The following is a 24297-nucleotide window of genomic DNA, read 5'->3' as shown; positions in this document are numbered from 1 at the left end:
AAGCGAGCCTAGATGCTCACCCGCCTCCCGACCGGCGACTGCGACAACTATCGGATCAACCGTCGGCGTGCGCGAGCGGCGCGAACTCGCCGGTGAACAGTGTTGCGCATCCGGGGCACAACGTCGTGGGATGGATGGCCCAGCCGTTCATCTGGGCATAGAGCTCTGCCTGCAGCTTGCTCTGTGCGGCAGTGCGGTAGCAGTGATCGCAATGGTCGCAACGGAAGACCCACCGGCCACCGGAGATCGGGTCGCGGTGCGGCGTCATGTCCACCTCGATATCAACAACTCGGTATCCGCGAATCGATGTCGTGGAATGGTCGGATCGTGCCGGTTCCTCTCAGGGAACCGACTTACCCATGACGCGGGCCCACCATCCGTCCAGCGGGCTCGGATCGGGCCAGCGGATCGTGTCGTCTGCGATGTGATTGGGCCGGGATGCCATGTCCTGCTGTCCCTGTCCGGTATTCGGTGAATCGTGCTGTGCGTTGCGCACTGAGGTCACCCCTTATTGCTATCGGTGCGTCATTGGCGGACGCACTCCTACGCACCTCTGAGGCGTTCTTGAATCTTAGCCCGGTTCTACTGAACCGGCCCGGTCTTTCTGCTGTTTGCACAGGTAGAGGAGGTCTAGGAAGTATGCGGCGGGGGAGGGGGTCTGCTGTCCAGGGTGGAGCGCAGACGGTCGTTGTCCTCCTTGAGGGCCGCGTTGTTCGCCTCGAGTTCGAGGATCCGGGCGATTCCGGCGATATTGATTCCGGAGCCCACCAGTTCGACGATCCGTTGGACGATCTCGAGATCGTTGTCGCTGTAGCGGCGCGTCCCACCCGCTGTGCGTGCGGGGTTCAGCAGCCCTCGGCGTTCGTACAGGCGCAAGGTCTGCGGGTCGAGTCCCGACAGTTCGGCGGCCACCGAGATGCCGTAGACCCCGCGCCGGGCGCGTAACGGATCTGGCGTCATCGTTTCCTCCGGAGTCGGTCTTCTCGGGTCGCGCTGCGGTCACCCGCGACTTGACCGAACCTTATCACAGGTCCATAATAAATCTGTGTCTACAGACACAGATAATCAACAAAGTGTGGCCGTCACGAACGGCCGGACAGTCGGAGGTGACAGACCGATGTTGATGCGCACCGACCCCTTCCGCGATATCGATCGCTTCACGCAGCAGGTGCTCGGCACCATGGCACGGCCCGCGGTGATGCCGCTCGATGCATGGCGAGAAGGCGACCGTTTCGTCGCCGAGTTCGATCTCCCGGGCGTCGACGCCGACTCGATCGACCTCGATGTCGAACGCAACGTGCTCACCGTGCGCGCGGAACGTCCGGAAGTCGACCGGGACAAGGAATTCGTCTCGACCGAGAGGCCGCGAGGCATCTTCACTCGTAGGCTGTTCCTCGGTGACACCCTCGACACCGATCGGATCGAAGCGCAGTACCGCGGTGGTGTTCTACGCGTGACGATTCCGGTCGCAGAGAAGGCGAAGCCCCGCAAGATCTCGGTGATCGACGCGGAGACGAACGGCCAGGCCGCGATCGAGAAGTGAACCGCTACGGCGAACCGGGCCCGGGATGATTCCCGGGCCCGGTTCGGCTGCGTCCACTACGGTTTCAGGCAGATCTTGATGGCGCCGTCCTGCTTCTTCTGGAAGATCTCGTACGCGTGCGGTGCGTCGTCGAGCGGGAGGCGGTGGGTCGCGAAGTCGTCGACCCCCAGCGGATCCTCGTCGGTCAGCAGCGGCAGGATCTCCGGGACCCAGTTCAACACGTTGGCCTGACCCATGTGGAGACGGATCTGCTTGTCGAACAGGGTGAGCATCGGCATCGGATCCGCCGCCCCGCCGTACACACCGCTCAACGAGATCGCGCCACCACGCCGCACGACGTCGATCGCGGTGTACAGCGCGTGGAGACGGTCCACTCCGGCCTTCTCCATGAACGGCTCGGCGATCGCCGACGGCAGGAAGCCGGCGGCACTCTGGGCGAGCTTCGCGACGGGCGAGCCGTGCGCCTCCATACCCACGGCGTCGATCACCGAATCGGTGCCGCGCCCGTTCGTCATGTCACGGATCATGTCGCCGGGATTATTGTCGACCTCGCGCAGATCGACGACCTCGATGCCGCGGGAGGCCGCGCGGGCCAGTCGCTCGGGGACCATGTCCACGCCGATCACGCGGGCACCCTTGTGCACCGCGATGCGGGCGGCCATCTCTCCGATGGGGCCGAGGCCGAGCACCGTGACACTTCCGCCGTCGGGGATCTCCGCGTACTCGACGGCCTGCCACGCGGTGGGCAGCACGTCGGAAAGGTAGACGAAACGGTCGTCGGCCGGCCCTTCCGGGACCTTGATGTGGGTGGCGTCGGCATGGGGGACGCGCAGATATTCGGCCTGCCCGCCGGGCACGCTGCCGTAGAGCTTCGAGTAGCCGAACAGTGCGGCGCCGGTGCCCTCCTCACGGACCTGCGTGGTCTCGCACTGCGAATGCAGGCCGTGGGAACACATGAAGCACTGGCCGCAACACACCTGGAAGGGGATCACCACCCGGTCGCCGGGCTTCAGCTTCGTGACGCCGGAGCCGACCTCCTCGACGATGCCCATCGGTTCGTGACCGAGAATGTCGCCGGGAGTCATGAAGGCTCCCAACACCTCGTACAGGTGCAGGTCGGAGCCGCAGATGTTGGTGGTGGTGACGCGGATGACGGCGTCACCGGCCTCCTGGATCGTCGGATCGGGCACCGTATCGACGCTCACGTTGCGGCGCCCTTGCCATGTCACTGCCTTCATGTCGCTCCTCGGTTCCTCGGGTGCAGGAATGTCGGGCCGTGCCCGGCACGTGTCCCTCGATGCCTACCCCCGCTCGGCGCGGGCAAACGCTGCCCGCGAGCGGGTCCCTGCCGCGCCGCACATGTTTGCGCGTGCCGGAGGAGAGGTATGTCGCCACAGAATCGAATCACCGCGACACATGTCTGTGGCCGCTCTTGCGGGAGCGCAGCCGCACAGAAGGAGGTCAGGTGACCACTTCGGACCCCGAACACCACGGAAGCCAGGATCCCGAACCTTCGCGCACCCCGGATCTCGAGGATTCCCCATCAGCGGGTGGCTCGCGCTGCTCGCCGTCGCGGTGATCGTGATCATCTTCGTGGTCGCGATCTTCGGCATCCTGTCCTGACGGTTCGGCCCGAGCCGCCCCGCGGAGCTTCTCGTCAGCGTCCGCGACGCGGTAGCCGCACGACCTGCACGAAGAATTCGTCGATCTGCTTCACGGCACCGATGAACTGGTCGAGATCGACCGGCTTGGTGACGTACGCATTGGCGTGCAGCTTGTAGCTGCGGAGAATGTCCTCCTCGGCCGACGAGGTCGTGAGCACCACGATCGGGATGTCGGACAGTTCCGGATCGGACTTGATCTTCGTCAGCACCTGCCGGCCATCGTACTTCGGCAGGTTCAGGTCGAGCAGGATCAGATCCGGGCGCGGCGCACCCTCGTGGTCGCCCCGGCGGTACAGGAAGTCGAGTGCTTCCGCCCCGTCGCGGACGACGTGTAGGGCGTTGCCGATCTTGTTGTCCTCGAATGCTTCACGGGTCATCAGCTCGTCGCCGGGATCGTCCTCGACCAACAGGACGTCCACCGGTCGGGCAGCGGGATAGGTCACGATCGTGCTCCTCATGACGTTGTCCCCTGCTTCTGCTCGACGGGGCGTGATGCGGTTCCGAGGGTGAAGCAGATTCGAGTGCCCTCGGTATGAGTATCGCCGTACTCGGTGTCGATCCAGATTCTTCCCGCGTGATACTCGACGATTTTCTTGCTCAGCGCCAGTCCGATACCGGTGCCCTGGTAATCGTCGCGAGGATGCAGCCGCTGGAAGATGACGAACACCTTCTCGGCGTACTCGCTGTCGATCCCGATGCCGTTGTCGGTGACGCAGAAGTGCCACCGCGGACCGTCCGACTCGTCCTCGGCCTTTTCGCACTCGATCCTGATCACCGGGGTGCGATCGGGATGGCGGAACTTGATGGCGTTGCCGACCAGGTTCTGCCACAGCATCGTCAGCAGAGTGGGGTCACCGGTGAGCTCGGGGAGGTCGTCGGGGCGTTCGATCTGCGCCTGTGACTCCTCGATGGAGGCGGAGAGGTTGAACAACGCCTTCTCGAGCGGTCGGCCGAGGTCGACCCGGACGTAGGCGTCGTGGACGCGTCCGACCCGGGAGAAGGCGAGCAGATCGCTGATCAGCACCTGCATCCGTTTCGCGCCGTCCACGGCGTATTCGACGTACTGTCGTCCACGATCGTCGAGGACGTCGCCGTACCGCTTCTCGAGCAGCTGGCAGAAGGACGCGACCTTCCGCAGCGGTTCCTGCAGGTCGTGCGATGCGACGTAGGCGAACTGCTCGAGTTCGGTGTTCGAGCGGCGGAGTTCCTCGGCCTGGGAATCGAGATCCTCGGTCTGTTTCGCGAGCAGGGTCTGCTGCTTCCGGGAGTCCGCCAACGCGTCCGCGATACGACCGCGCATCGTCTCGACGTCGAGGGCGAGTGCCCGGATGTCCTTCGGTCCCTGGGGGTATATGTGCTGGTAGAAGTTCTCCTCCAGCGCGACCCGGCGACTGGCGTTGCGGAGTTTGCTGAGCGGCACGGCGACGAGATTGTGGACGAGGGCCACCATCGCGAGGCCGGTGAGGATGAACGTGATCACCATGGCGATCAGGACCGAGTTGCGGATCGTCCGGGACTGCACGAGATCGTCGAGGTTCTCTTCGAGCACACGGGAGAGCGCGCTGTTCTCCTGGACGAACATCGACCGGATCTCACCGAAGGTCAGCCGGTCCTCCTCTGCCAGGTTCGCATCGACGGGGCGCGGCTGCCCGGGCACGACTGTGGCGATGATCGGCTCTGCATATTGCGTCTGCCACTGCCGGGCGGTGGCGTCGATGGAGTCGATGTCGGCGAGGAGCTCGGGATGGTCGGCGAGGAGTTCACGGAGGCGATCGAGGGCGACCTGCTGATCGGCTCGGCCGGCGCGATACGGCCCGAGGAAGATCGGGTCGGTCGTGAGCGCATACCCGCGGACCGCGGTCTGCTGATCGAGCAATGAGCTCTGCAGCCGGTAGGACTCCGTCATCGCGGGCTGGATCCGCCCGGTCACCTCGTCGGTGATCTGCACGGTGCGCTGGATGAAGATTCCGCCCACGATCGAGCCGAGGACGGCGAAGACCGCGAGGACCGCGAACGCGACCTGGAACCAGCTCTGCACGACCAGCCGCGACGAGAACCGCTCGATGCGCGGCTCGGGAACCGAAGGATCCCTCATCGCCGCACCGTCGCTCCGACCTCGGCGGAACGCACGATACCGATCACATCCACCCCAGCTTCCCGGCCCGTGCCCGATTCGCGCCTACGGGCGACGAATCCCGACGGCGGTGCGGTCCCGAACCTGTCGGTCTGCGAACACACGTATGGACGGGCTGTCTGTTGAACCCGAATGCGAACTGTAGCCGACCGGTGGAGCCGTTCCGATCCGGCCACGGGCCGAACCGGCTGCACCGAGTGCCGGAACGCGACTAGGGTCGGTCGCATGACACGACGAGTGAGTGTGTGGGGTGGCGCGTTCTGGCTCAGTCGGAAGGTTCGCGAGCAGGCGCTCGATGCAGCCCGCGAACTGGAGGAGCTCGGGTACTCCCGGTTGTGGACGTCCGGCGGATTCAAGGACGGCTTCCCCTCCGTCTACGGTGAACTGCTCGCGGCGACGACGACGCTCGAGCTGGCGAGCGGCATCATCAGCATCTGGCACGCCGACCCGGAGACCACGGCGGCTGCGGTCGCCGATCTGGAGTCGCGGTATCCCGGTCGTTTCCTGCTGGGCGTCGGAACGAGTCACGCTCCCGTCGTCGACGCGCGGGAGAACACCAGCTACACCAAGCCCTACAGCCGGATGGTCGAGTACCTCGACGGCCTCGATGTGGCGTCGACGCCGGTGCCCACCGATCGCAGGGTCCTCGCGGCGCTCGGCCCGCGCATGCTGAAGCTGTCCGCCGAGCGCGCGGCAGGAGCCCATCCGTACTTCGTTCCGCCCGCGCACACGGCGGTTGCGCGTGAGGCCCTCGGCTCGGAGCCGTTGCTCGCGCCCGAGGTGGCCGTCGTCCTCGAAACCGACGAGACCGTTGCGCGTTACATCGCCCGCGAGTACATGCGCGGTTATCTCGCGCTGCCGAACTACTCGAACAACCTGCGTCGTCTCGGGTATACCGACGAGGACCTCGCCGACGGTGGCAGCGACGGCCTGATGGACGTGCTCATCCCGTGGGGTGATCTCGACAGCGTCGTCGCCGGCATCGAGAAGCACTACGCCGCCGGTGCCGACGAGGTCGCCATCCAGGTGCTCACCGCGGATCCGTTCACCTTCCCGAGCGAGGAATACAGGCAGATCGCGTCTGCGCTGCTGAGCTGAGGCCACCGAACCCCGAGGTCACCGAACCCCGAGGTCACCGGATCGGTGTGGCCGCTCAGATCGGCCGCACCGTGAGGATCTGGGACATCGTGCCGATCGGTCCGGTCGCATCGTGCAGCACCGTGCTCGTCAGGCCGACGCCGTCGGCGCCGAACGAGACCGACGTATCGAAGCCGACCCATTCACCGCGGGGTTCGGCGAACAGGTGCGCGGTCAGGTCGACGTTGGGGAAGGCGACCGTTCTCGGATCGGCACGCACCGCCATGCCGTTGGCGATGTCGAACAGGCCGGCCGTGGCGGCGAGATCGCTGACCTTCTCGCCCTCCACGAGCGGGAGACCGGTGCGCACCCAGAACGAGGCCCGTCCGGGTGCGGTCGAGACGCGGCGCACCTCCACCGAGTCGATGAATCCTCCCGGCCACAGCGTCGTCGGGTCCCAGGGTTCGCAGTCCTCGGGCGTCGGAATCGGCTGCAGCGTGGTGCCGGCGATCTCCGCGGTGGGACGGGTCTGCATCAGCCACGCGCGCGCACGCACGATCGCGCGCCCGTCGTAGGCGAGGGTCGCTTCCACGAGTTCGATGGTGCGTCCGGGCCGCAGGACCTCGACCGTCGTGACGACGGGACCGACGGGCACGGTGCCGAGGATGTCGTACGACAGGCGTCCGATCGTGAGGTCGTCGTCGCGCCGCGCGTCGCGGTCGCATTCGACGACGTGGGCGATCAGCCCGAGAGCGGGAGCGATGTGCTGCTCCGCCTCGTTCCACGCCCCACCGACATGTTCGGTGGCGCGGAAGGAGGTCGGGCCGAGTCGTTCGAAGTAGCTCATGCGGTCTCCGTTCGTGACGGCTCTGCCGCGAGAGCCGAGGGGGTCGCGGCGAGAGCTGCCAGTGCCATGCGTCGCAGCACCGCGCGGGTGCCTTCGGGGGAACGCGGGTCGGCGCTGTGCGGTGTCGAGTTGATGAGTCCGAAGGTCGCGTGCGCCATCGTGCGCGCATCGGATTCGGGCAGTGCGGGGTCGATGCGGCGCAGGGCTTCGACCCAGATCTCGACGTAGCGACGCTGGGTCACCCTCACCTCCCGCTGCCCCTCGTCGGGGAGGGACGTGAACTCGCGGTCCTGCACGCGGATGAGATCGGGCTCGCCCAGCGCGAAGTCGAGATGGAAGTCGACCAGGCCCTCGAGGGCGTCGCGCGGGTCGGGCGTCGTCTCGGCGACCTGCGTGCCACCTGCGAGGAGGCGGCGGCTGATCTCGACGAGGATCTCGACGAGCAGGGCGTCCTTGTTGGGGAAGTGTCGGTACACGGCGGGACCGCTGATCCCCACGGCCGCACCGAGATCCTCGAGGCGGACCCCGGGGAATCCGCGTTCGGCGATCAGGTGCGCCGCGGCACGCAGGAGGTCCCGTCGGCGTTCCGCCTTGGCGAGGCTACGCCGCGTCGGGCGTCCCGATGCGGTCGAGACGTCGATCGCGGACTCGGTCATGAAAATCTCCGCTCGGTGTGGTCTGGACAACTCGGTTAATCATAACTAACCTAGATTTCAGTTAATGGCGATTAGTCGATCTACCGAGGATGGTGTCCGTGACAACCGCTGAGACGGCCTCGACAACCAGCCGCGACCAGCACGAACAGCTGGTCGGAGAGCTCCGAGACAAGCTCGCTGCCGCAGCCCTGGGTGGCAGCGAGAAAGCCCGGGAGCGGCATGTCGCCCGCGGCAAGCTGCTTCCCCGCGACCGCGTGGACGAACTGCTCGACACGGGCAGCCCGTTCCTCGAACTGTCGCCCCTCGCCGCCGACGGCATGTACGACGACGAGTGCCCCGGCGCCGGCATGATCGCCGGCATCGGCCGCGTCGCCGGCCGCGAGTGCGTGATCGTCGCGAACGACGCCACCGTCAAGGGGGGCACCTACTATCCGATCACGGTCAAGAAGCACCTGCGGGCGCAGGAAGTCGCGCTGCAGAACAACCTGCCGTGCCTGTACCTCGTCGACTCCGGTGGCGCCTTCCTGCCGCGGCAGGACGAGGTCTTCCCCGACCGCGAGCACTTCGGCCGCATCTTCTACAACCAGGCCACCATGAGCGCCAAGGGGATTCCGCAGATCGCCGCGGTCATGGGCTCGTGCACCGCCGGCGGCGCCTACGTCCCCGCCATGAGCGACGAGGCCGTCATCGTCCGCAACCAGGGCACCATCTTCCTCGGTGGCCCGCCGCTGGTGAAGGCCGCGACCGGCGAGGTCGTCACCGCCGAAGAGCTCGGCGGCGGCGACCTGCACTCGAAGGTCTCCGGCGTCACCGACCACCTGGCCGAGGACGACCGCGACGCGCTGCGCATCGTGCGAGACATCGTCTCCACCTTCGGTCCGCGCAACCCGCGTCCGTGGGACGTCGAACCCACCGTCGAACCCGAGGCCGACCCCACCGAGCTGTACGACGTGGTGCCCACCGACTCGCGCATCCCCTACGACGTGCACGAGGTCATCGACCGTGTGGTCGACGGCGCCGGCGGTGACGGCCATGGATCCAGCAGCTTCCACGAGTTCAAGGCCGAATACGGCAAGACTCTCGTCACCGGCTTCGCACGCATCCACGGCCACCCGGTCGGCATCATCGCGAACAACGGCGTTCTCTTCGGCGAATCCGCCGTCAAGGGAGCGCATTTCATCGAACTGTGCGACAAGCGCTCGATTCCGCTGGTGTTCCTGCAGAACATCTCCGGCTTCATGGTCGGCCGCGACTACGAGGCCGGCGGCATCGCCAAGCACGGCGCGAAGATGGTCACCGCGGTCGCGTGCGCGCGGGTGCCGAAGCTGACCGTCGTCATCGGCGGCTCGTACGGCGCCGGCAACTACTCGATGTGCGGTCGCGCGTATTCGCCTCGCTTCCTGTGGATGTGGCCCAATGCCCGCATCTCCGTCATGGGTGGCGAGCAGGCCGCCTCGGTGCTGGCCACGGTGCGCTCCGACCAGCTCGATGCCTCGGGCAATCCCTGGACGGCCGAGCAGGAGGAGGAGTTCAAGGCTCCGATCCGCGCCCAGTACGAGGAACAGGGCAATCCCTACTACTCGACCGCGCGCCTGTGGGACGACGGCATCATCGATCCCGCAGACACCAGAAAAGTTCTCGGACTGGCACTGTCGGTGTGCGCCAACGCCCCGCTCGAGCCGGTCTCCTACGGCGTCTTCCGGATGTGAGTGCACCCATGACTGATACGACTCGGATCGACACGGTGTTGGTCGCCAACCGCGGTGAGATCGCGGTGCGCGTCATCCGCACCCTGAAGGCGATGGGCATCCGCTCGGTCGCCGTGTTCAGCGAGGCCGACCGCGACGCCCGGCACGTGCAGGAGGCCGACACCGCGGTGCTGCTCGGACCCGCCGCGGCGCGCGAGAGCTATCTGGTGATCGACAAGGTCATCGACGCGGCGCTCGCCACCGGTGCACAGGGCATCCATCCCGGCTACGGATTCCTTTCGGAGAATTCGGCTTTTGCCGCCGCGTGCGCCACTGCCGGTATCGCCTTCCTCGGCCCGTCCGCCCACGCCATCGAGACCATGGGCGACAAGATCACCGCCAAGGCCGCGGTGTCGGAGTTCGGCGTTCCCGTCGTGCCCGGCATCTCCCGGCCCGGACTGAGCGACGACGAACTGATCGCGGGCGCCGAGGAAGTCGGCTATCCCGTGCTCGTCAAGCCGTCCGCCGGCGGTGGCGGCAAGGGCATGCGCCTCGTCGAGGACCCGAAGGATCTGCCCGCCGCGCTCGAATCCGCCCGTCGCGAAGCGGCGTCGGCGTTCGGTGACGACACCCTCTTCCTCGAGCGGTTCGTGCAGCGCCCCCGGCACATCGAGGTCCAGGTCCTCGCCGACGCGCACGGCAACGTCGTGCACCTCGGGGAGCGCGAGTGCAGCCTGCAGCGACGGCACCAGAAGGTCATCGAGGAAGCGCCCTCGCCGCTGCTCGACGAGGCCACCCGCGCCCGCATCGGTGAGGCCGCGTGCAACACCGCGCGCAGCGTCGACTACACCGGCGCCGGCACCGTCGAGTTCATCGTCTCCGCCGACAAGCCCGACGAGTTCTTCTTCATGGAGATGAACACCCGGCTGCAGGTCGAGCATCCGGTCACCGAGATGGTCACCGGCCTCGACCTCGTCGAGTGGCAGGTGCGCATCGCCGCGGGTGAGCCGCTCGGCTTCACCCAGGACGACATCACCCTCACCGGCCACGCGATCGAGGCCCGCGTCTACGCCGAGGATCCGGCTCGTGGCTTCCTTCCGACCGGCGGTGAGATCGTCGATGTCGTCGAGCCTTTCGGGGCGAGCGCAGCGACGGGGAACGTCACCGGTCCCCGCGTGCGCGTCGACTCCGGCATCCGCGCCGGCACCGTGGTCGGCAGCGACTACGACCCGATGCTCGCCAAGGTCATCGCCCACGCCGACGACCGCGCCGGAGCGCTGCGCCGCCTCGACCGGGCGCTCGCACAGACCGCCGTGCTCGGCGTCGTCACCAACGTCGACTTCGTGCGGTTCCTGCTCGCCGACGACGACGTGATCGCCGGCGCGCTCGACACCGGCCTGCTCGACCGTCGACTCGGCGACTACACCGCCCCCACGACATCCGATTCCACGCTCGTCGCCGCGGCCATCCTGCGGTGGCTCGACCGCTGGGCGGGCGAGATCACCGATCCGTGGGCGGTGCCCGACGGATGGCGCGTCGGTGCCCACCGGCCCGTCACGTCGCGGCTCACCTCCGGCGACCGCACCGCACATGTGCGCCTGACCGGAACTCCGGCGGCCGGTGTCGCTGAGGTCGAGGACGGCGAGACCTACCGGTTCAGCGCCGTGCTGCACGGCTCCGCTCTGGCGGTCGTGCTCGACGGCCGGCGTCACAGCTACCGCGTCGGCGAATCCGACGGTGCGGTCTGGCTTTCCGACGGCCACGGCAGCGTCGCCGTCCGCGAGGTGCGCGAGGCGTCGGTGCGCGGCGACGACGCCCACGCCGGCGACGCCGACATCACGAGCCCGATGCCCGGCGCCGTCATCGCGGTGTCCGTCGCCCCCGGCGACACCGTCACGGCCGGGCAGACGCTCGTCGTCGTCGAGGCCATGAAGATGGAACATTCGCTCACCGCCCCCATCGACGGCACCGTCGAACTGTTCGCGGCAGCCGGTGAGCAGGTCAAGGTCGATCAACTTCTCGTGCGAATCACCCCGCACGCCGACACGGAAGAGACAAAGTGATGACGGAATACCTGGCCACGGGCCAACTTCCCGACGAGTACGAGCAGCTGCGCAAGACGGTCGCCGACTTCGCCCGCACGGTGGTCGCGCCGGTCGCCGCCAAGCACGACGCCGAGCACTCGTTCCCCTACGAGGTCGTGCACGGCATGGCCGAGATGGGCCTGTTCGGCCTGCCGTTCCCCGAGGAGTACGGCGGCATGGGCGGCGACTACTTCGCGCTGTGCCTCGCGCTCGAGGAACTCGGCAAGGTCGACCAGTCCGTCGCCATCACCCTCGAGGCCGGTGTCTCGCTCGGCGCGATGCCGATCTACCGCTTCGGCAACGAGAAGCAGAAGCAGGAGTGGCTGCCGCAGCTCGCGAGCGGCCGTAACCTCGCGGCCTTCGGGCTCACCGAACCGGGTGCGGGCAGCGACGCCGGAGGCACCAAGACCACCGCCAAGCTCGAGAACGGCGAGTGGATCATCAACGGCAACAAGCAGTTCATCACCAACTCCGGCACCGACATCACCTCGCTCGTGACCGTCACCGCCGTCACCGATGTGCGGGAGAACGGCAAGAAGGAGATCTCCACGATCCTCGTGCCGACCTCCACGCCGGGCTTCACCGCCGAACCCGCCTACAACAAGGTCGGCTGGAACGCCTCCGACACGCATCCGCTCACCTTCGCCGACGTGCGGGTGCCCGAGGAGAACCTCCTCGGCGAGCGGGGCCGCGGCTACGCCAACTTCCTGCGCATCCTCGACGAGGGCCGCATCGCCATCGCCGCGCTGTCGACCGGCGCCGCGCAGGGCTGCGTCGACGAATCGGTGAAGTACGCCAAGGAGCGCGAGGCGTTCGGCAGCCCGATCGGCAACAACCAGGCCATCGCCTTCAAGATCGCCCGCATGGAGGCACGTGCGCACGCCGCACGCACCGCCTACTACGACGCCGCCGCCGCGATGCTCGCCGGCAAGCCGTTCAAGAAGCAGGCCGCGGTCGCCAAGCTCGTCGCGTCCGAGGCCGCGATGGACAACGCGCGCGACGCGACGCAGATCCACGGTGGCTACGGCTTCATGAACGAGTACGCCGTGGCGCGCCACTACCGCGACAGCAAGATCCTCGAGATCGGTGAGGGCACCACCGAGGTGCAGCTCATGCTCATCGGACGGGAGCTGGGACTGTGAGCGAGACCGACACCACCGTGGAGAAGCGGATCGTCCAGCGTGGCCTGTGGTTCGAGGAGTTCGAACTCGGCGCGATCTACGAGCACCGCCCCGGCCGGACGATCACCGAGGCCGACAACACGCTGTTCACGACGCAGACGATGAACACGCAGGCGCTACACCTCGACGCCGCATACGCTGCCGAGACGAGTTTCGGTGAGCGTCTGGTCAATTCGATGTTCACGCTCTCGACGCTCGTGGGACTGTCGGTCGCCCAGCTCACGCAGGGCACGATCGTCGCGAATCTCGGGTTCTCCGAGATCTCCTTCCCCAAGCCGTTGTTCCACGGCGACACGCTCTACGCCGAGACGAAGATCGTCGACAAGCGCGAGTCGAAGAGCCGGCCGGGGGAGGGCATCGTCACCCTCGAACACACCGGTCGCAACCAGCACGGCGATGTCGTCGCCGTCGCCGTGCGCAAGACCCTGGTCCAGAAGAGGCCCACGACATGACCTGGGAACTCCCCGGCCCCGCATGGCTTTTCTGTCCCGCCGATCGTCCGGAGCGCTACGCCAAGGCCGCCGAACGTTCCGACGTGGTGATCATCGACCTCGAGGATGCCGTCGCGCCGGCCGACAAGCCGGCGGCCCGTGAGGCGCTGATCGCCACTCCGCTCGACCCCGAACGCACCGTGGTGCGGGTCAACCCGGTGGGCACGGCCGACCACGAGGCCGATCTCGAGGCACTGCGCCGCACGTCGTACACGCGGGTCATGCTGCCCAAGTGCGAGAGCGGCGACGAGGTGCGCTCGCTCGCACCGCTCGAGGTGGTCGCGCTCATCGAGTCGCCCCTCGGGGTGCTCGCGGTGGAGGACATCGCCGTCGCCGAGAACACCCTCGGAATTATGTGGGGTGCCGAGGATCTCGTCGCCGGACTCGGTGGCAACGCGAGCCGTCACGCCGACGGGACGTACCGCGCGGTCGCGCAACACGCCCGGTCGGTGACCCTGCTCGCCGCGAAGGGTCACGCCCGCTGGGCGCTCGACTCGGTGTACCTGAACATCAAGGACACCGACGGCCTGTACGAGGAGGCGCTCGACGCCGTGGCGGTCGGATTCGACATCAAGGTGTCGATCCATCCCAGCCAGGTCGACGTCGTCCGCCGGGCATACGCGCCCACCCCCGAGGAGGAGGCGTGGGCGCGGCGCGTTCTCGAGGCCGCCGAATCGGAGCGCGGCGTCTTCGATTTCGAAGGGAAGATGGTCGACGCCCCGGTGCTGCGTCACGCCGAGCGCGTGCTGCAGCGCGCGTCGGCCGCCGCCTCGGCATGACCGCGTGTCACCGGGGACGGTGACGCAACAACTGAGTGAGACGGTGGGCGCTGTCGAGCAGCGCCTCACCGAGTTCGGGCACACGATCGGGCCGGAACCGGCTCTCCACGCCGGTCAGACTCAACGCCCAGGTCGGGGCGCCGCGGTGATCGAACACCGCGGCGCCCATTCCCCAACTGCCCTCGACGATCAGTGCCGGATTGACGGCGTAGCCGGTCAGCCGTGTCGTCTCGATCCGTTTCTCCAGTGCGGGTCGCGCGTGGTCCGGTCCCCAATCCTGCGTGAGATCCACCCGCGACAGATGCGCCTCGATCTCCTGATCGGGCATGTGCGCGAGGATCGCCAGCCCCGCCGACGCCACCCCGAGCGGGAACCGGATCCCGATGTGGAGCACGTGCGAACGCAGCGGGAAGCTGCCCTCCTCCATCGCCAGACAGACCGTCTCGTCGCCCCGCCGCGCGGAGAGGAAGGCGCTCTCGCCGGTCGCGCGCGCCAGATCGCGCAGCACGTCGCCCGCGAGATCGGTGATGTCGTAGCGCACGGAGGCGAGCGATCCCAGCAGGTAGAGCTCGGGTCCGAGGGCCCAGCGTCCCGACGCCGGATCCCGGTCGACGAGCCCCTCGTCGGCGAGCGAGCTGAGCAGCCGGTGCACCGTGGGCCGGGCGAGATCGGTGGTGCGGGCGACCTCCGAGGTCGTCACCCCTTCCGGTTCGTGCGACGAGACGGTGCGCAGCAGGGCGGCGATCCGCGCGACCAGTTGACCCCGTGCATCGGACGACATGCCTCGATTATACGTCCACTCAGTGAACGCATATAGCGTCTCTGTTCGATGAACGATCAATTTCAGAGAGATTCCGGCAGGTACTTGTGTTCTCCACCTGCAGACTCTTTAGTAGAAACCAAGCATGCGACTGCGTTCATCCAGTGGACGTGATTCGTCCAGCGGAGCCCGGCGGCTCCCCCGGAAACCCGAGAGGTGAGAGTTGGCAACGAAAGTGTTCGAGACGGCGGCGGAGGCCGTCGCCGACATCCGTGACGGTGCGACGCTCGCGGTGGGCGGATTCGGACTGTGCGGTATCCCCGACATCCTGATCCGGGCCATCGCCGACGCCGGGGCCACCGACCTCGAGGTGTTCTCCAACAACTGCGGTGTCGACGGCCACGGTCTCGGAATCCTGCTGGGCAGCAAGCGCATCCGCCGGGTCACCGCGTCGTATGTCGGGGAGAACAAGGAATTCGCCCGGCAGTACCTCTCGGGTGAGCTCGAGGTCGAGCTGACCCCGCAGGGCACCCTCGCCGAGAAGCTCCGCGCCGGTGGCGCAGGCATCCCCGCCTTCTTCACCCCCGCCGGCGTCGGCACGCCCATCTCGCAGGGCGGACTGCCGTGGAAGTACCACGCCGACGGTTCGGTCGCCGTGGCGTCGCCGGCGAAGGAGATCCGCGAGTTCCGCGGCAAGCGGTACGTGCTCGAGGAGTCCATCACCGCCGACTTCTCGCTCGTGCACGCCCTCAAGGGCGACACCGAGGGCAACCTGGTGTTCAACAAGGCCGCGATGAACTTCAACCCGCTCGCCGCGATGGCCGGCCGCGTGTGCATCGCCCAGGTCGAGGAACTCGTCGAGCCGGGCGAGATCGATCCGGGCGAGGTGCACCTGCCGGGAATCTTCGTGAACCGGGTCGTGCACACCGGTGTCCAGGACAAGCAGATCGAAAAGCGCACCGTCAGCGCCGCGAAGGGAGCGTAGAACATGACCACAGCTGTCGAGACACTCGGTTGGACGCGCACACAGATGGCCGCGCGCGCCGCGCAGGAACTCGCGCCGGGGGAGTACATCAACCTCGGTATCGGCCTGCCGACCCTGATCCCCAACTACCTGCCCGAGGGTGTGCACGTCACCTTGCACAGTGAGAACGGCATCCTCGGCACCGGGCCGTACCCCACCGAGGACTCGGTCGATCCCGACCTGATCAACGCCGGCAAGGAGACCGTGACGGTCAACCCCGGCGCTGCCTTCTTCGACTCGGCGCTGAGCTTCGGCATGATCCGCGGCGGCCACATCGACACCGCCGTGCTCGGCGGCATGGAGGTCTCGGCCACCGGCGATCTGGCCAACTGGATGGTGCCCGGAAAGATGGTCAAGGGCATGGGCGGGGCGATGGACCTCGTCCACGGCGCCCGCACGGTCATCGTGCTCATGGAGCACACGGACAAGCAGGGCAACCCGAAGATCGTCTCGGAGTGCTCGCTGCCGCTCACCGGTGAGGGCGTGGTCCAGCGCATCATCACCAATCTCGCGGTGATCGACGTGGCCGCCGACGGCCTCGTCCTGACCGAGTGTGCCCCCGGCGTCACCGAGGATCAGGTGCGCGCCGCGACCGGAGCACCGCTCACCCTTCCCTGACGACGTGCCGGTTCCGCCTGCGGAACCACCGGAAGATCCACCCCCTGCGCACGGCCCCGGCCTCGGACTCCGTTTCGAGCCGGGGTCGCGTCGAGTTCAGAGCCGTGCGGGCCTCCTCACGACGACGCGCCCGCTCGACGGTCCACACCTCCACCATCTCCTCGGCGTCGACCTTGTGGATCGGCACGGGCAGTCCGCTCGGGAACCGCAGGCAGTCGGCGATCCGCCGGTTGAGATCGGAGACGATCTCGCGCACCACCTTCTCGCTGGGAGCCGACCCGACCGTGCCGGGCAGCCGCTCGATCTCGCGCCGCAACTGCAATTCGGGCGGCAGCAGAGCCTCCGTTGAAAGACCTTCGCGCGCCAGATAACTCTTCACCCACCACAGCTCGTCGTCGCCGTGGTCGGGGATGGGTTTGCCGTAACCGGGCAGATCGTCGAAATCGCCCCGGTCCTGCGCCACGCGGATCTGCCGTTCGATCCACGTCTCGAACGTCAGATCCCACCGCTTGCGCTCGGTCACACATCCAGGATGCCAGGGGCGGGCACCGGGTCCGGGCGGCTGTGGGTCCCGACCGCCACACGGTGCTGGTGTCCTAACCTGAGCCACGTGGAAGGACAGCGCGAGTCGCCGGTGCATGCCCGCCCGCCGGGCGACGGGGTGGACACCAACACGGTGCTCGGCAAGGTCGTCACCGTGCTGTGGGCGTTCACCGCCGACGACCACGTCCTCACCCTCGCCGAACTGGGTCGACGCACCGGTCTGCCGAAGGGGACGCTGCACCGCGTCGTCGGCGACCTCGTCGCCGTCCGGTTGCTCGACAAGGACCCGGCCGGTTACCGCCTGAGCGGGCAGCTCTTCGAACTGGGCCTGCGCGCCTCCCTCGAGCGGGGCCTGGTCGAGGTCGCCATCCCGTTCATGGAGGACCTCTACGAGCGCACCCACGAGACCGTGCACCTCGGCGTCCCCGAGGGTGTCGAGGTCGTCTATGTCTCGAAGATCGGCGGACATCGCCCCGCGTCCACGCCGTCCCGGATCGGTGGGCGAATGCCCATGTACTGCACCGGGATCGGCAAGGCTCTTCTCGCGTTCTCCCCACCGGAGCTGCTGGCCGAGGTGGTCGAGGTCGGATTGGCGCGCAAGACTCCCCGCACCATCACGACCCCCGGGCGGCTCGGGGCGAATCTCGCGACCGTGCTCGAGCGCGGGGTGGCCTTCGAGTTCGAGGAGTCCGCGGTCGGCCTGGCCTGTGTCGCCGCTCCGATCCTCGACGCGGACGAGCGTCCCATCGCGGCGGTGAGCGTCACCGGTCCCGTCACCCGGTTCCGTCCGGAGAAGCACGAGGGAGCGGTAAAGGCCGCCGCCGCGGGTATCGCCGCCACCCACGCCCGCCGCGAGGCCATTCGCAACCTCTGAGCGCGCACGTTCCACTCACCGGAACGACCCCCTGTACGGGGGCGGACCTCGCCGCCACGATGGTCGTAATCCATCGAACGACGAGGACGTGATGACTACCAGCTCCAACACCACATCAGCGGCGGATCGCACCCGCATCGCCGGTGCGGCGGCCGACCGTCTCATCGAGGCCACACGCAGCTCCGCACCGTGCGGTCCGGTCCGCGACCTGCTCGGGGAGACCGACATCGACCTGGCGTATGCGGTGCAGCAGCAGCTCACCGACCGCCGGCTCGCCGAAGGTGCCCGCATCGTCGGACGCAAGATCGGCCTGACCTCCCCGGCGGTGCAGCAGCAGCTCGGTGTCGACCGCCCCGACTTCGGTGTCCTCTTCGAGGACATGGACGTCACCGCTCTCGACGAGGTGCCCAGTGAGCGCCTGCTGCAGCCGAAGGCCGAGGCCGAGATCGCCTTCGTCCTCTCCGCCGACCTCGACTCGGACGATCTCGATCTCGCGACCGTCCGCGCCGCCGTCGGCCACGCGGTTGCCGCTCTCGAGATCGTCGACAGCCGCGTCGCCGGCTGGGACATCAAGATCACGGATACGGTCGCGGACAACGCATCCAGCGGCCTGTACGTGCTCGGTTCGCAGACGCTCACCCTCGACGAGTTCGAGCCGATCGACGCCACCATGCGGATGTACGTCGACGACGAGCTCGTCTCCGAGGGCAACGGCGCAGCCTGCCTCGGCGATCCGCTGAACGCCCTGCTGTGGCTCGCGCGCACGGCACGCGAGTTCGGGCAGCCCCTGCGCGCAGGGCAGGTCGTGCTGTCGGGGGCACTCGGCCCGATGGTTCCGGCGCCGCCCGGCGTCACGGTCCGCGCCGAGATCTCCTCGCTCGGCACCGTCACCGCGCGTTTCTCTTCCGAAAGCTCCACCGCACAGGAGAACTCATGACCACCAAGGTTGCCATCATCGGGTCGGGCAACATCGGCACCGACCTGCTCATCAAGATCAAGCGACTGGCCGACGCCGAACTCGAAACCGTCGCCCTCGTCGGCATCGACCCCGAATCCGACGGCCTCGCACGGGCGAAGCGCCTCGGCATCGACGCCATCTCGACCGGTGTCGAAGGACTCGTCGAGCACCCGCGCTTCGACGAGATCGAGATCGTCTTCGACGCAACCTCGGCGAAGGCCCACGAGTACAACGAGAAGGTCCTGCGCCCGCACGGGAAGATGCTCATCGACCTGACGCCGGCCGCGATCGGCCCGTACACGGTGCCGCCGGTGAACCTCACCGAACACCTCGACGCCCCGAACGTCAATATGGTCACCTGCGGTGGTCAGGCCACCATCCCGATCGTCGCGGCCATCTCGCAGGTCACCAAGGTGCACTGGGCCGAGATCGTCGCCTCGATCTCCTCGAAGTCGGCCGGCCCCGGTACCCGCGCCAACATCGACGAGTTCACCGAGACCACCTCGCAGGCCATCGAGAAGATCGGTGGCGCCACGCGCGGCAAGGCGATCATCATCCTCAATCCGGCCGAGCCGCCGATGATCATGCGCGACACCGTGCTTGCTCTCGTCGGTGAGGACCGCAAGGACGAGATCGTCGCGTCCGTCGAGGCGATGGTCGCGAAGGTCCAGGAATACGTGCCCGGTTACACCCTCAAGCAGGAGGTGCAGTTCACCGAGGTCACCGAGCCCATGGAGACGCTCACCGACCACACCGGCCCTCTGTGGAAGGTCGCGGTGTTCCTCGAGGTCAAGGGCGCAGCGCACTACCTGCCCGAGTACGCGGGCAATCTCGACATCATGACCTCCGCGGCGCTGCAGGTCGCACGCGCCGTGGCGGCACGCACGAAGGATCAGGTGACGGCATGACCGCGGCAACGACGGCGACTCGCGAATTCGCAAGCGACGGAACGGCTCTGTACATCCAGGACGTGACCCTGCGCGACGGCATGCACGCCATCCGCCACCGCATCACGCCACAGGACGTCGCGAAGATCGCCGGTGCGCTCGACCGTGCTGGTGTGGATGCCATCGAGGTCTCCCACGGCGACGGTCTCGCCGGTCACTCGCTGACCTACGGTCCCGGCAGCAACACCGACTGGGAGTGGCTCGAAGCCGCTGCCGGAGCGATCAATTCGGCCACGCTCACCACGCTGCTCCTGCCCGGTATCGGAACCGTCCACGAGCTGAAGCGTGCCTACGAGATCGGCGTGCGGTCGGTGCGCATCGCGACGCACTGCACCGAGGCCGACGTCTCCGCGCAGCACATCGCCGCGGCGAAGGAACTGGGCATGGACGTGTCCGGCTTCCTGATGATGTCGCACATGGCCCCGTCCGAGGAGCTCGCCCGCCAGGCGAAGCTCATGGAGTCCTACGGCGCCGACTGTGTCTACGTCACCGACTCCGGCGGACGCCTCACGATGGACGGTGTTCGCGAGCGTGTGCGTGCCTACCGTGAGGTCCTGAACGAGACCACGCAGATCGGCATCCACGCGCACCAGAACCTGTCGCTGTCGGTCGCCAACTCCGTGTGTGCCGTCGAGGAAGGCGTCATCCGCGTCGACGCGTCGCTGGCCGGACACGGTGCCGGTGCCGGCAACTGCCCGATCGAGCCCTTCGTCGCCGTCGCCGACCTGCTCGGCTGGAAGCACTCGTGCGATCTGTTCGGGCTGCAGGACGCCGCCGACGATCTCGTGCGCCCGCTGCAGGACCGTCCGGTGCAGGTCGACCGCGAGACCCTCACCCTCGGCTACGCCGGCGTGTACTCGAGCTTCCTGCGTCACGCCGAGACCGCCGCGAGCATCTACGGTCTCGACACCCGCGACATCCTCGTCGAGATCGGCCGTCGCGGCCTCGTCGGTGGGCAGGAGGACATGATCACCGACGTCGCACTCGACCTGCGCAACCGCGCGGGGAACTGACCAGCGCCCGCGTGCATGTCTAGTCGGTCAGATCCCGGTAGTCCGGGTGCTTCTCGATGAACTTGTCGACGTACGAGCAGATCGCGACGATGCGCTTGCCGCGTTCGCGGACGTCGTCGAGGGCGAAACCGACGAGCTTGCCTCCGAGTCCCTGACCGGAGTAACCCTTGTCGATCTCGGTGTGGTCGAAGACGAGGCGGCCGTCGTCGTCGGGGTGGTACTGGGTGTATCCGACGACGGCGTCGTCGTCCCGGACTTCGTACCTCTGTTTCTCGGCGTTGTGCACCACGGTCACGGACGAATCGCTCATGGTCTTCCTCTCACCGTCGACAAGCTGGTGTGTCCCACAGCCAAGCTGGTGTGTCCACAGCATAGAGAACGGGCCGCGGCGCAATGCCGCGGCCCGTTCTGCTGTGCCGGGTTATTCCGGCGGAGAGATGTGCTGGGCGAGGTACAGCGGTTCGCCGAGCTGCTCGATCAGATCGAGCTGGGTTTCGAGATAGTCGATGTGTTCTTCCTCGTCGGCGAGGATCTCCTCGAAGATGTTGGCCGAGGTGATGTCGCTGACCGAGCGCATGTACTCGGCTCCCTTCCGGAGCCGGTCGCGGGCCTCGATCTCCACCTGCAGGTCGGCCTCGAGCATTTCCTTGACGGTCTGACCCAGACGCAACGCCCCGAGGCGCTGGTAGTTGGGGAGTCCGTCGAGATAGAGGATCCGATCGGTGAGTCTCTCGGCGTGACGCATCTCGTCGAACGACTCGTCGCGAGTGTGCTTCGCGAGTTTCGCCCATCCGCGGTTGTCCTGCATCTTCGAATGCAGGAAGTACTGATTGATCGCGGTGAGCTCGGCGGTGAGTTGTTCGTTGAGCAACTCGATGACCTTCTTGTCGCCCTTCATGGCACCTCCCGGGGTGAACCATCAGGTTTACCGCCGGGTAGGGGCTGGCTACACGGCGGTCTCGAGTTCGATGGTCTCATTCCGCCGGCGGGCCTGCCGGATGATCGCGGAGATGTTCCGGACGCAGCTGCCACAATCGGTGCCGGCGCGGCACTTGGCGCTCACCTCGCGGGTACAGCGTGCTCCCGCAGCCACCTCTGCCTCGATGTGGTGGTGGGTAAGAGCGTGGCAACTGCAGACGATCATCAGAGCCACCTTTCTGCGACTGAGGGAACACTCACTTAGGTTGTCCAAACCTTACATCGGCTTAGGCTAGCCTAGCTTGTGATCGTAGTCACAAGAAGGGGGGGTCGGATCCGTGTTATGCCCAGGTCCATCCCAGGGTGTGATACTGCAGCTACTGCTGTTGCAGGTGTTGCGAGACCACCTGGTTGATCCGGTGCAGACCGGGCGAGGTGAGGCCTGGGATCTGGTTCTCGATCGTGCGCACCAGCGACGAATCGTCGAGGACCTTCTCGCTCGACTGGATCAGGACGGTGCCGGCACCGGTGAAATCGAACTGCCGTTCCTCACCGGACTGCACACCGAAACGCCGCGCCCCGGCCGAGACGAATCCGGTGATCCACGATTCGTCGTAGTGATGGCTGGGGGACGGACAGTCGGCCCACCCGACGAGCGCCTCCGGGTCGACCCGCAGCGGCGGCTCGGCGAACATCACCGGCCCGTTCGACGACGCGAGGAAACGGCCCGTACCGATGAGGGTGAGGAAACCCGGGACGATCGACTGGTTGAGCGACAGGCCCGGTTCGAAGGCCAGCAGATTGGCCTGCCGGATCGTGAGGTTGCCGTCGTCGAGGTCGTACGAGTTGATGTCGTATCCGCGGTCGCCGATGATCAGCTTCCCGAAGCCTTCGGCCACGACGTAGTCGCCGAGATAGAGCGGAGCGGAGAATTGCTGGGCCACCATGTGCAGCAGGTGTCCTTGCAGCCCGTGGGTGAGTGCCGAGAACTGCACCTGACCGTAGTACGCGATCATCGCGCCCTTCGACAGGAACCAGGGCGTCTGCAGGTCGATGCAGTAGGCGTAGGGGTTGCCCGGCACGTTGTCGCTGCCGCCGAAGCTCGACGGGTTCAGAACGGTACTCACAGCTTCTCCTCCGATGCCTGCACGTAGACGATGCCCTGTCCGCTGCATTCGAGTTGCATGGCCTCCCCACCGGTGCGACCGACGTTCCGCCAGCTCATCGACGACTTCAGTTCGGTGCGGACCGGGCCGTAGGACGCCACGAACGCCTGCGGGTCGACGACCACGGGCGTCGGACCACCCACCTGAAGCTCGAACACGCCGCCGTGGGCGAGCAGCACCGCCGCGCCCTGGCCGATCAGCTGGGTGGTGAACATGCCGGTGCCGGTCATCGCTCCGGTGGCGGCGCCGCGCAGCGCCCCGAGCAGACCCCCGCCGCCACCGCCCCCACCGGAGGCGGCGGCCACCCAGACGACCGTGGACTGCAGACCGGTGGTGTGGGCGAGCAGGCGCGACGCTTCCGCCCGCAGCTCACCGCCCGCGGACATGTCGACGATGTGCGTCTCGAGACCACGGAAGCCGTAGTGCACGACACCGTCGCCCTGCGCGAGCATCGTGGCCTCGTGCTCACCCTGCAGCATGCGTCCCGCCATACCGGCGAGACCACCAAGACCCGGAGCGCCCCCGACGCCACCGGGAACACCGTGGGGGGAGAACCGGACGTTGCCGGTGTAGAACAGCATCGCGCCGCGGCGGGCCACGACGGGACCGGACTGCCGCAGGTCGACGCGCACGACCTTGCCGTTGATCTTCGTGAAGCTCATCTGTTCCTACCGTTCCGCCGGCTGGATGGAGACCACGCCCACGCCGACCCACTCGAGGGAGAACGCCTCGCCGCTGCCCTGACCGATGGCCGAGCGCCACGACACGTCGGTGACGAACGACTGCGTGAGCTGCCCCTTCGCGCACACGAAGGCGTCGGGATCGACGACGAGGGGATGCTGCGGCGACACCTCGAGATGGATGAGGGGGCCCCCGGCGGAGAGCAGCGCGACCTGCCCGGTCCCCGTCACCGTCGTGGTGAACAGACCCTGGCCGCTCATGCCGCCGCGCAGACCCGCGAACGTCACGTTCGTGTTCAGATTCCCGCTCAGCGCCAGCAACTGCTCGGACTCGACCTGCAGCGTCTCGTTGTTCAGCTCCAGCACCGTGACGTCCTGCGCCTGGTGCGCGAAGTAGACGATGCCCGTGCCGCTGCACTCCATGAGCGAGAGCCCCTCACCCGTCGCGCGCTGCCGCAGCCCGGAGAGAACACCCTCGCCACCACCGAAACCGGCGGACTTGAAACCGACCTGGCCCTCGTACGCCACCATCGACCCCGACAGGGCTCGGACGGACGAATTGTTCAGGTGGGCTTCGATCACCCTCTTGGTCTTCACGACTAGCCGCATGGCGGGAAACGATAGTCGGAAACGACTTCGGTGGAGTGAACCC

The 24297-nt window shown here is 67.3% G+C and carries 29 protein-coding genes; 13 read left to right on the top strand and 16 right to left on the bottom strand.

Going from position 1 to position 24297, the window contains the following annotated elements:
- Window positions 1-55 precede the first annotated feature (55 nt).
- From AC6CID_RS08085 to AC6CID_RS08075, 3 genes are all read right to left on the bottom strand, one after another.
- Window positions 56-268: a hypothetical protein gene (locus AC6CID_RS08085; protein WP_019290577.1), complete on the bottom strand. Its 213-nt coding sequence runs from the start codon at window positions 266-268 to the stop codon at window positions 56-58.
- Between the two features lie 72 nt (window positions 269-340).
- Window positions 341-505, bottom strand: a complete 165-nt coding sequence (locus tag AC6CID_RS08080) for a hypothetical protein (protein WP_153811622.1) — start codon at window positions 503-505, stop codon at window positions 341-343.
- Between the two features lie 125 nt (window positions 506-630).
- Window positions 631-960: a MerR family transcriptional regulator gene (locus tag AC6CID_RS08075; RefSeq protein WP_006550764.1), complete on the bottom strand. Its 330-nt coding sequence runs from the start codon at window positions 958-960 to the stop codon at window positions 631-633.
- 157 nt (window positions 961-1117) lie between these two features.
- On the opposite strand from AC6CID_RS08075, the gene AC6CID_RS08070 reads away from it, so the two are divergent.
- Window positions 1118-1543, top strand: coding sequence for an Hsp20/alpha crystallin family protein (locus AC6CID_RS08070; protein WP_019290579.1), 426 nt, complete (start codon window positions 1118-1120; stop codon window positions 1541-1543).
- A 56-nt stretch (window positions 1544-1599) separates the two neighbouring features.
- On the opposite strand, the gene AC6CID_RS08065 is transcribed toward AC6CID_RS08070, so the two are convergent.
- The 3 genes from AC6CID_RS08065 to AC6CID_RS08055 form a co-directional block, all read right to left on the bottom strand.
- A complete protein-coding gene (locus tag AC6CID_RS08065) occupies window positions 1600-2781 on the bottom strand; it encodes a zinc-dependent alcohol dehydrogenase (protein WP_019290580.1) in 1182 nt (393 codons plus the stop codon).
- A gap of 419 nt (window positions 2782-3200) precedes the next feature.
- Window positions 3201-3665 carry a response regulator gene (locus AC6CID_RS08060; protein ID WP_006550760.1) on the bottom strand — a complete coding sequence of 155 codons (465 nt, stop codon included), beginning with the start codon at window positions 3663-3665 and terminating at the stop codon, window positions 3201-3203.
- Window positions 3662-5302 (bottom strand): sensor histidine kinase, encoded by a 1641-nt coding sequence (locus AC6CID_RS08055; RefSeq protein ID WP_094979708.1) that lies wholly within the window; start codon window positions 5300-5302, stop codon window positions 3662-3664. Before AC6CID_RS08055 ends, AC6CID_RS08060 begins: the two co-directional genes overlap by 4 nt.
- 264 nt (window positions 5303-5566) lie before the next feature.
- Here AC6CID_RS08055 and AC6CID_RS08050 point away from each other — a divergent pair, with 264 nt between their 5' ends.
- Complete coding sequence (locus tag AC6CID_RS08050) at window positions 5567-6439, top strand: LLM class F420-dependent oxidoreductase (protein WP_498353810.1); 873 nt, start codon at window positions 5567-5569, stop codon at window positions 6437-6439.
- Between the two features lie 55 nt (window positions 6440-6494).
- Here AC6CID_RS08050 and AC6CID_RS08045 read toward each other — a convergent pair whose 3' ends face one another.
- Both AC6CID_RS08045 and AC6CID_RS08040 read right to left on the bottom strand, forming a co-directional pair.
- On the bottom strand, window positions 6495-7265 hold the full coding sequence (locus AC6CID_RS08045; protein ID WP_006550757.1) for a thioesterase family protein: 771 nt from the start codon (window positions 7263-7265) through the stop codon (window positions 6495-6497).
- Window positions 7262-7921 carry an SACE_7040 family transcriptional regulator gene (locus AC6CID_RS08040; protein ID WP_019290585.1) on the bottom strand — a complete coding sequence of 220 codons (660 nt, stop codon included), beginning with the start codon at window positions 7919-7921 and terminating at the stop codon, window positions 7262-7264. The genes AC6CID_RS08045 and AC6CID_RS08040 overlap by 4 nt, the downstream gene beginning before the upstream one ends.
- A gap of 89 nt (window positions 7922-8010) precedes the next feature.
- Here AC6CID_RS08040 and AC6CID_RS08035 point away from each other — a divergent pair, with 89 nt between their 5' ends.
- From AC6CID_RS08035 to AC6CID_RS08015, 5 genes are read left to right on the top strand one after another with little or no spacing between them, the layout of a single operon-like run.
- On the top strand, window positions 8011-9630 hold the full coding sequence (locus tag AC6CID_RS08035; protein WP_019290586.1) for a carboxyl transferase domain-containing protein: 1620 nt from the start codon (window positions 8011-8013) through the stop codon (window positions 9628-9630).
- 8 nt (window positions 9631-9638) lie between these two features.
- Window positions 9639-11672, top strand: coding sequence for an acetyl/propionyl/methylcrotonyl-CoA carboxylase subunit alpha (locus AC6CID_RS08030; RefSeq protein WP_498353809.1), 2034 nt, complete (start codon window positions 9639-9641; stop codon window positions 11670-11672).
- Entirely contained in the window at window positions 11672-12835 is a 1164-nt protein-coding gene (locus AC6CID_RS08025; protein WP_094979710.1) for an acyl-CoA dehydrogenase family protein, read from the top strand. Before AC6CID_RS08030 ends, AC6CID_RS08025 begins: the two co-directional genes overlap by 1 nt.
- Window positions 12832-13326 (top strand): MaoC family dehydratase, encoded by a 495-nt coding sequence (locus AC6CID_RS08020; protein WP_019290589.1) that lies wholly within the window; start codon window positions 12832-12834, stop codon window positions 13324-13326. The genes AC6CID_RS08025 and AC6CID_RS08020 overlap by 4 nt, the downstream gene beginning before the upstream one ends.
- The gene (locus AC6CID_RS08015) at window positions 13323-14144 is read left to right on the top strand and encodes an HpcH/HpaI aldolase/citrate lyase family protein (protein ID WP_498353808.1); all 822 of its coding nucleotides are present in this window, start codon (window positions 13323-13325) and stop codon (window positions 14142-14144) included. Before AC6CID_RS08020 ends, AC6CID_RS08015 begins: the two co-directional genes overlap by 4 nt.
- A gap of 7 nt (window positions 14145-14151) precedes the next feature.
- Here AC6CID_RS08015 and AC6CID_RS08010 read toward each other — a convergent pair whose 3' ends face one another.
- On the bottom strand, window positions 14152-14925 hold the full coding sequence (locus tag AC6CID_RS08010; RefSeq protein WP_019290591.1) for an IclR family transcriptional regulator: 774 nt from the start codon (window positions 14923-14925) through the stop codon (window positions 14152-14154).
- Between the two features lie 202 nt (window positions 14926-15127).
- Between AC6CID_RS08010 and AC6CID_RS08005 the strand changes: the two genes are divergently transcribed.
- Together AC6CID_RS08005 and AC6CID_RS08000 are read left to right on the top strand one after the other, a co-directional pair.
- Window positions 15128-15889, top strand: a complete 762-nt coding sequence (locus AC6CID_RS08005; RefSeq protein ID WP_071935901.1) for a CoA transferase subunit A — start codon at window positions 15128-15130, stop codon at window positions 15887-15889.
- 3 nt (window positions 15890-15892) lie between these two features.
- A complete protein-coding gene (locus AC6CID_RS08000) occupies window positions 15893-16546 on the top strand; it encodes a CoA transferase subunit B (protein WP_498353807.1) in 654 nt (217 codons plus the stop codon).
- Here AC6CID_RS08000 and AC6CID_RS07995 read toward each other — a convergent pair.
- Entirely contained in the window at window positions 16533-17069 is a 537-nt protein-coding gene (locus AC6CID_RS07995) for a DnaJ family domain-containing protein (protein ID WP_217579398.1), read from the bottom strand. The genes AC6CID_RS08000 and AC6CID_RS07995 overlap by 14 nt on opposite strands.
- Before the next feature lie 138 nt (window positions 17070-17207).
- Here AC6CID_RS07995 and AC6CID_RS07990 point away from each other — a divergent pair, with 138 nt between their 5' ends.
- From AC6CID_RS07990 to dmpG, 4 genes are all read left to right on the top strand, one after another.
- Window positions 17208-17963 carry an IclR family transcriptional regulator gene (locus AC6CID_RS07990; RefSeq protein ID WP_094980961.1) on the top strand — a complete coding sequence of 252 codons (756 nt, stop codon included), beginning with the start codon at window positions 17208-17210 and terminating at the stop codon, window positions 17961-17963.
- A 91-nt stretch (window positions 17964-18054) separates the two neighbouring features.
- The gene (locus tag AC6CID_RS07985) at window positions 18055-18900 is read left to right on the top strand and encodes a 2-keto-4-pentenoate hydratase (protein WP_059384406.1); all 846 of its coding nucleotides are present in this window, start codon (window positions 18055-18057) and stop codon (window positions 18898-18900) included.
- Window positions 18897-19829: an acetaldehyde dehydrogenase (acetylating) gene (locus AC6CID_RS07980; RefSeq protein WP_220666285.1), complete on the top strand. Its 933-nt coding sequence runs from the start codon at window positions 18897-18899 to the stop codon at window positions 19827-19829. The genes AC6CID_RS07985 and AC6CID_RS07980 overlap by 4 nt, the downstream gene beginning before the upstream one ends.
- Window positions 19826-20881, top strand: coding sequence for a 4-hydroxy-2-oxovalerate aldolase (gene dmpG, locus AC6CID_RS07975; protein WP_498353806.1), 1056 nt, complete (start codon window positions 19826-19828; stop codon window positions 20879-20881). Before AC6CID_RS07980 ends, dmpG begins: the two co-directional genes overlap by 4 nt.
- 19 nt (window positions 20882-20900) lie before the next feature.
- Here the strand turns inward: dmpG and AC6CID_RS07970 are convergent, their stop codons facing one another.
- From AC6CID_RS07970 to AC6CID_RS07945, 6 genes are all read right to left on the bottom strand, one after another.
- A complete protein-coding gene (locus tag AC6CID_RS07970) occupies window positions 20901-21191 on the bottom strand; it encodes a GNAT family N-acetyltransferase (protein WP_024102424.1) in 291 nt (96 codons plus the stop codon).
- A 111-nt stretch (window positions 21192-21302) separates the two neighbouring features.
- Window positions 21303-21779 carry a bacterioferritin gene (gene bfr, locus AC6CID_RS07965; RefSeq protein WP_016693088.1) on the bottom strand — a complete coding sequence of 159 codons (477 nt, stop codon included), beginning with the start codon at window positions 21777-21779 and terminating at the stop codon, window positions 21303-21305.
- A 48-nt stretch (window positions 21780-21827) separates the two neighbouring features.
- A complete protein-coding gene (locus AC6CID_RS07960) occupies window positions 21828-22025 on the bottom strand; it encodes a (2Fe-2S)-binding protein (RefSeq protein ID WP_033097528.1) in 198 nt (65 codons plus the stop codon).
- A gap of 151 nt (window positions 22026-22176) precedes the next feature.
- Window positions 22177-22926 carry an AIM24 family protein gene (locus tag AC6CID_RS07955; RefSeq protein ID WP_016693090.1) on the bottom strand — a complete coding sequence of 250 codons (750 nt, stop codon included), beginning with the start codon at window positions 22924-22926 and terminating at the stop codon, window positions 22177-22179.
- On the bottom strand, window positions 22923-23627 hold the full coding sequence (locus tag AC6CID_RS07950; RefSeq protein WP_498353805.1) for an AIM24 family protein: 705 nt from the start codon (window positions 23625-23627) through the stop codon (window positions 22923-22925). The genes AC6CID_RS07955 and AC6CID_RS07950 overlap by 4 nt, the downstream gene beginning before the upstream one ends.
- A gap of 6 nt (window positions 23628-23633) precedes the next feature.
- Window positions 23634-24254, bottom strand: coding sequence for an AIM24 family protein (locus tag AC6CID_RS07945; RefSeq protein WP_064060041.1), 621 nt, complete (start codon window positions 24252-24254; stop codon window positions 23634-23636).
- Window positions 24255-24297: the final 43 nt, after the last annotated feature.

It is taken from the genome of Rhodococcus sp. GQ147 (assembly GCF_059759155.1).
Note: the sequence above shows the minus strand (reverse complement) of the source record. Positions and strands in the feature narration are given on the sequence as shown.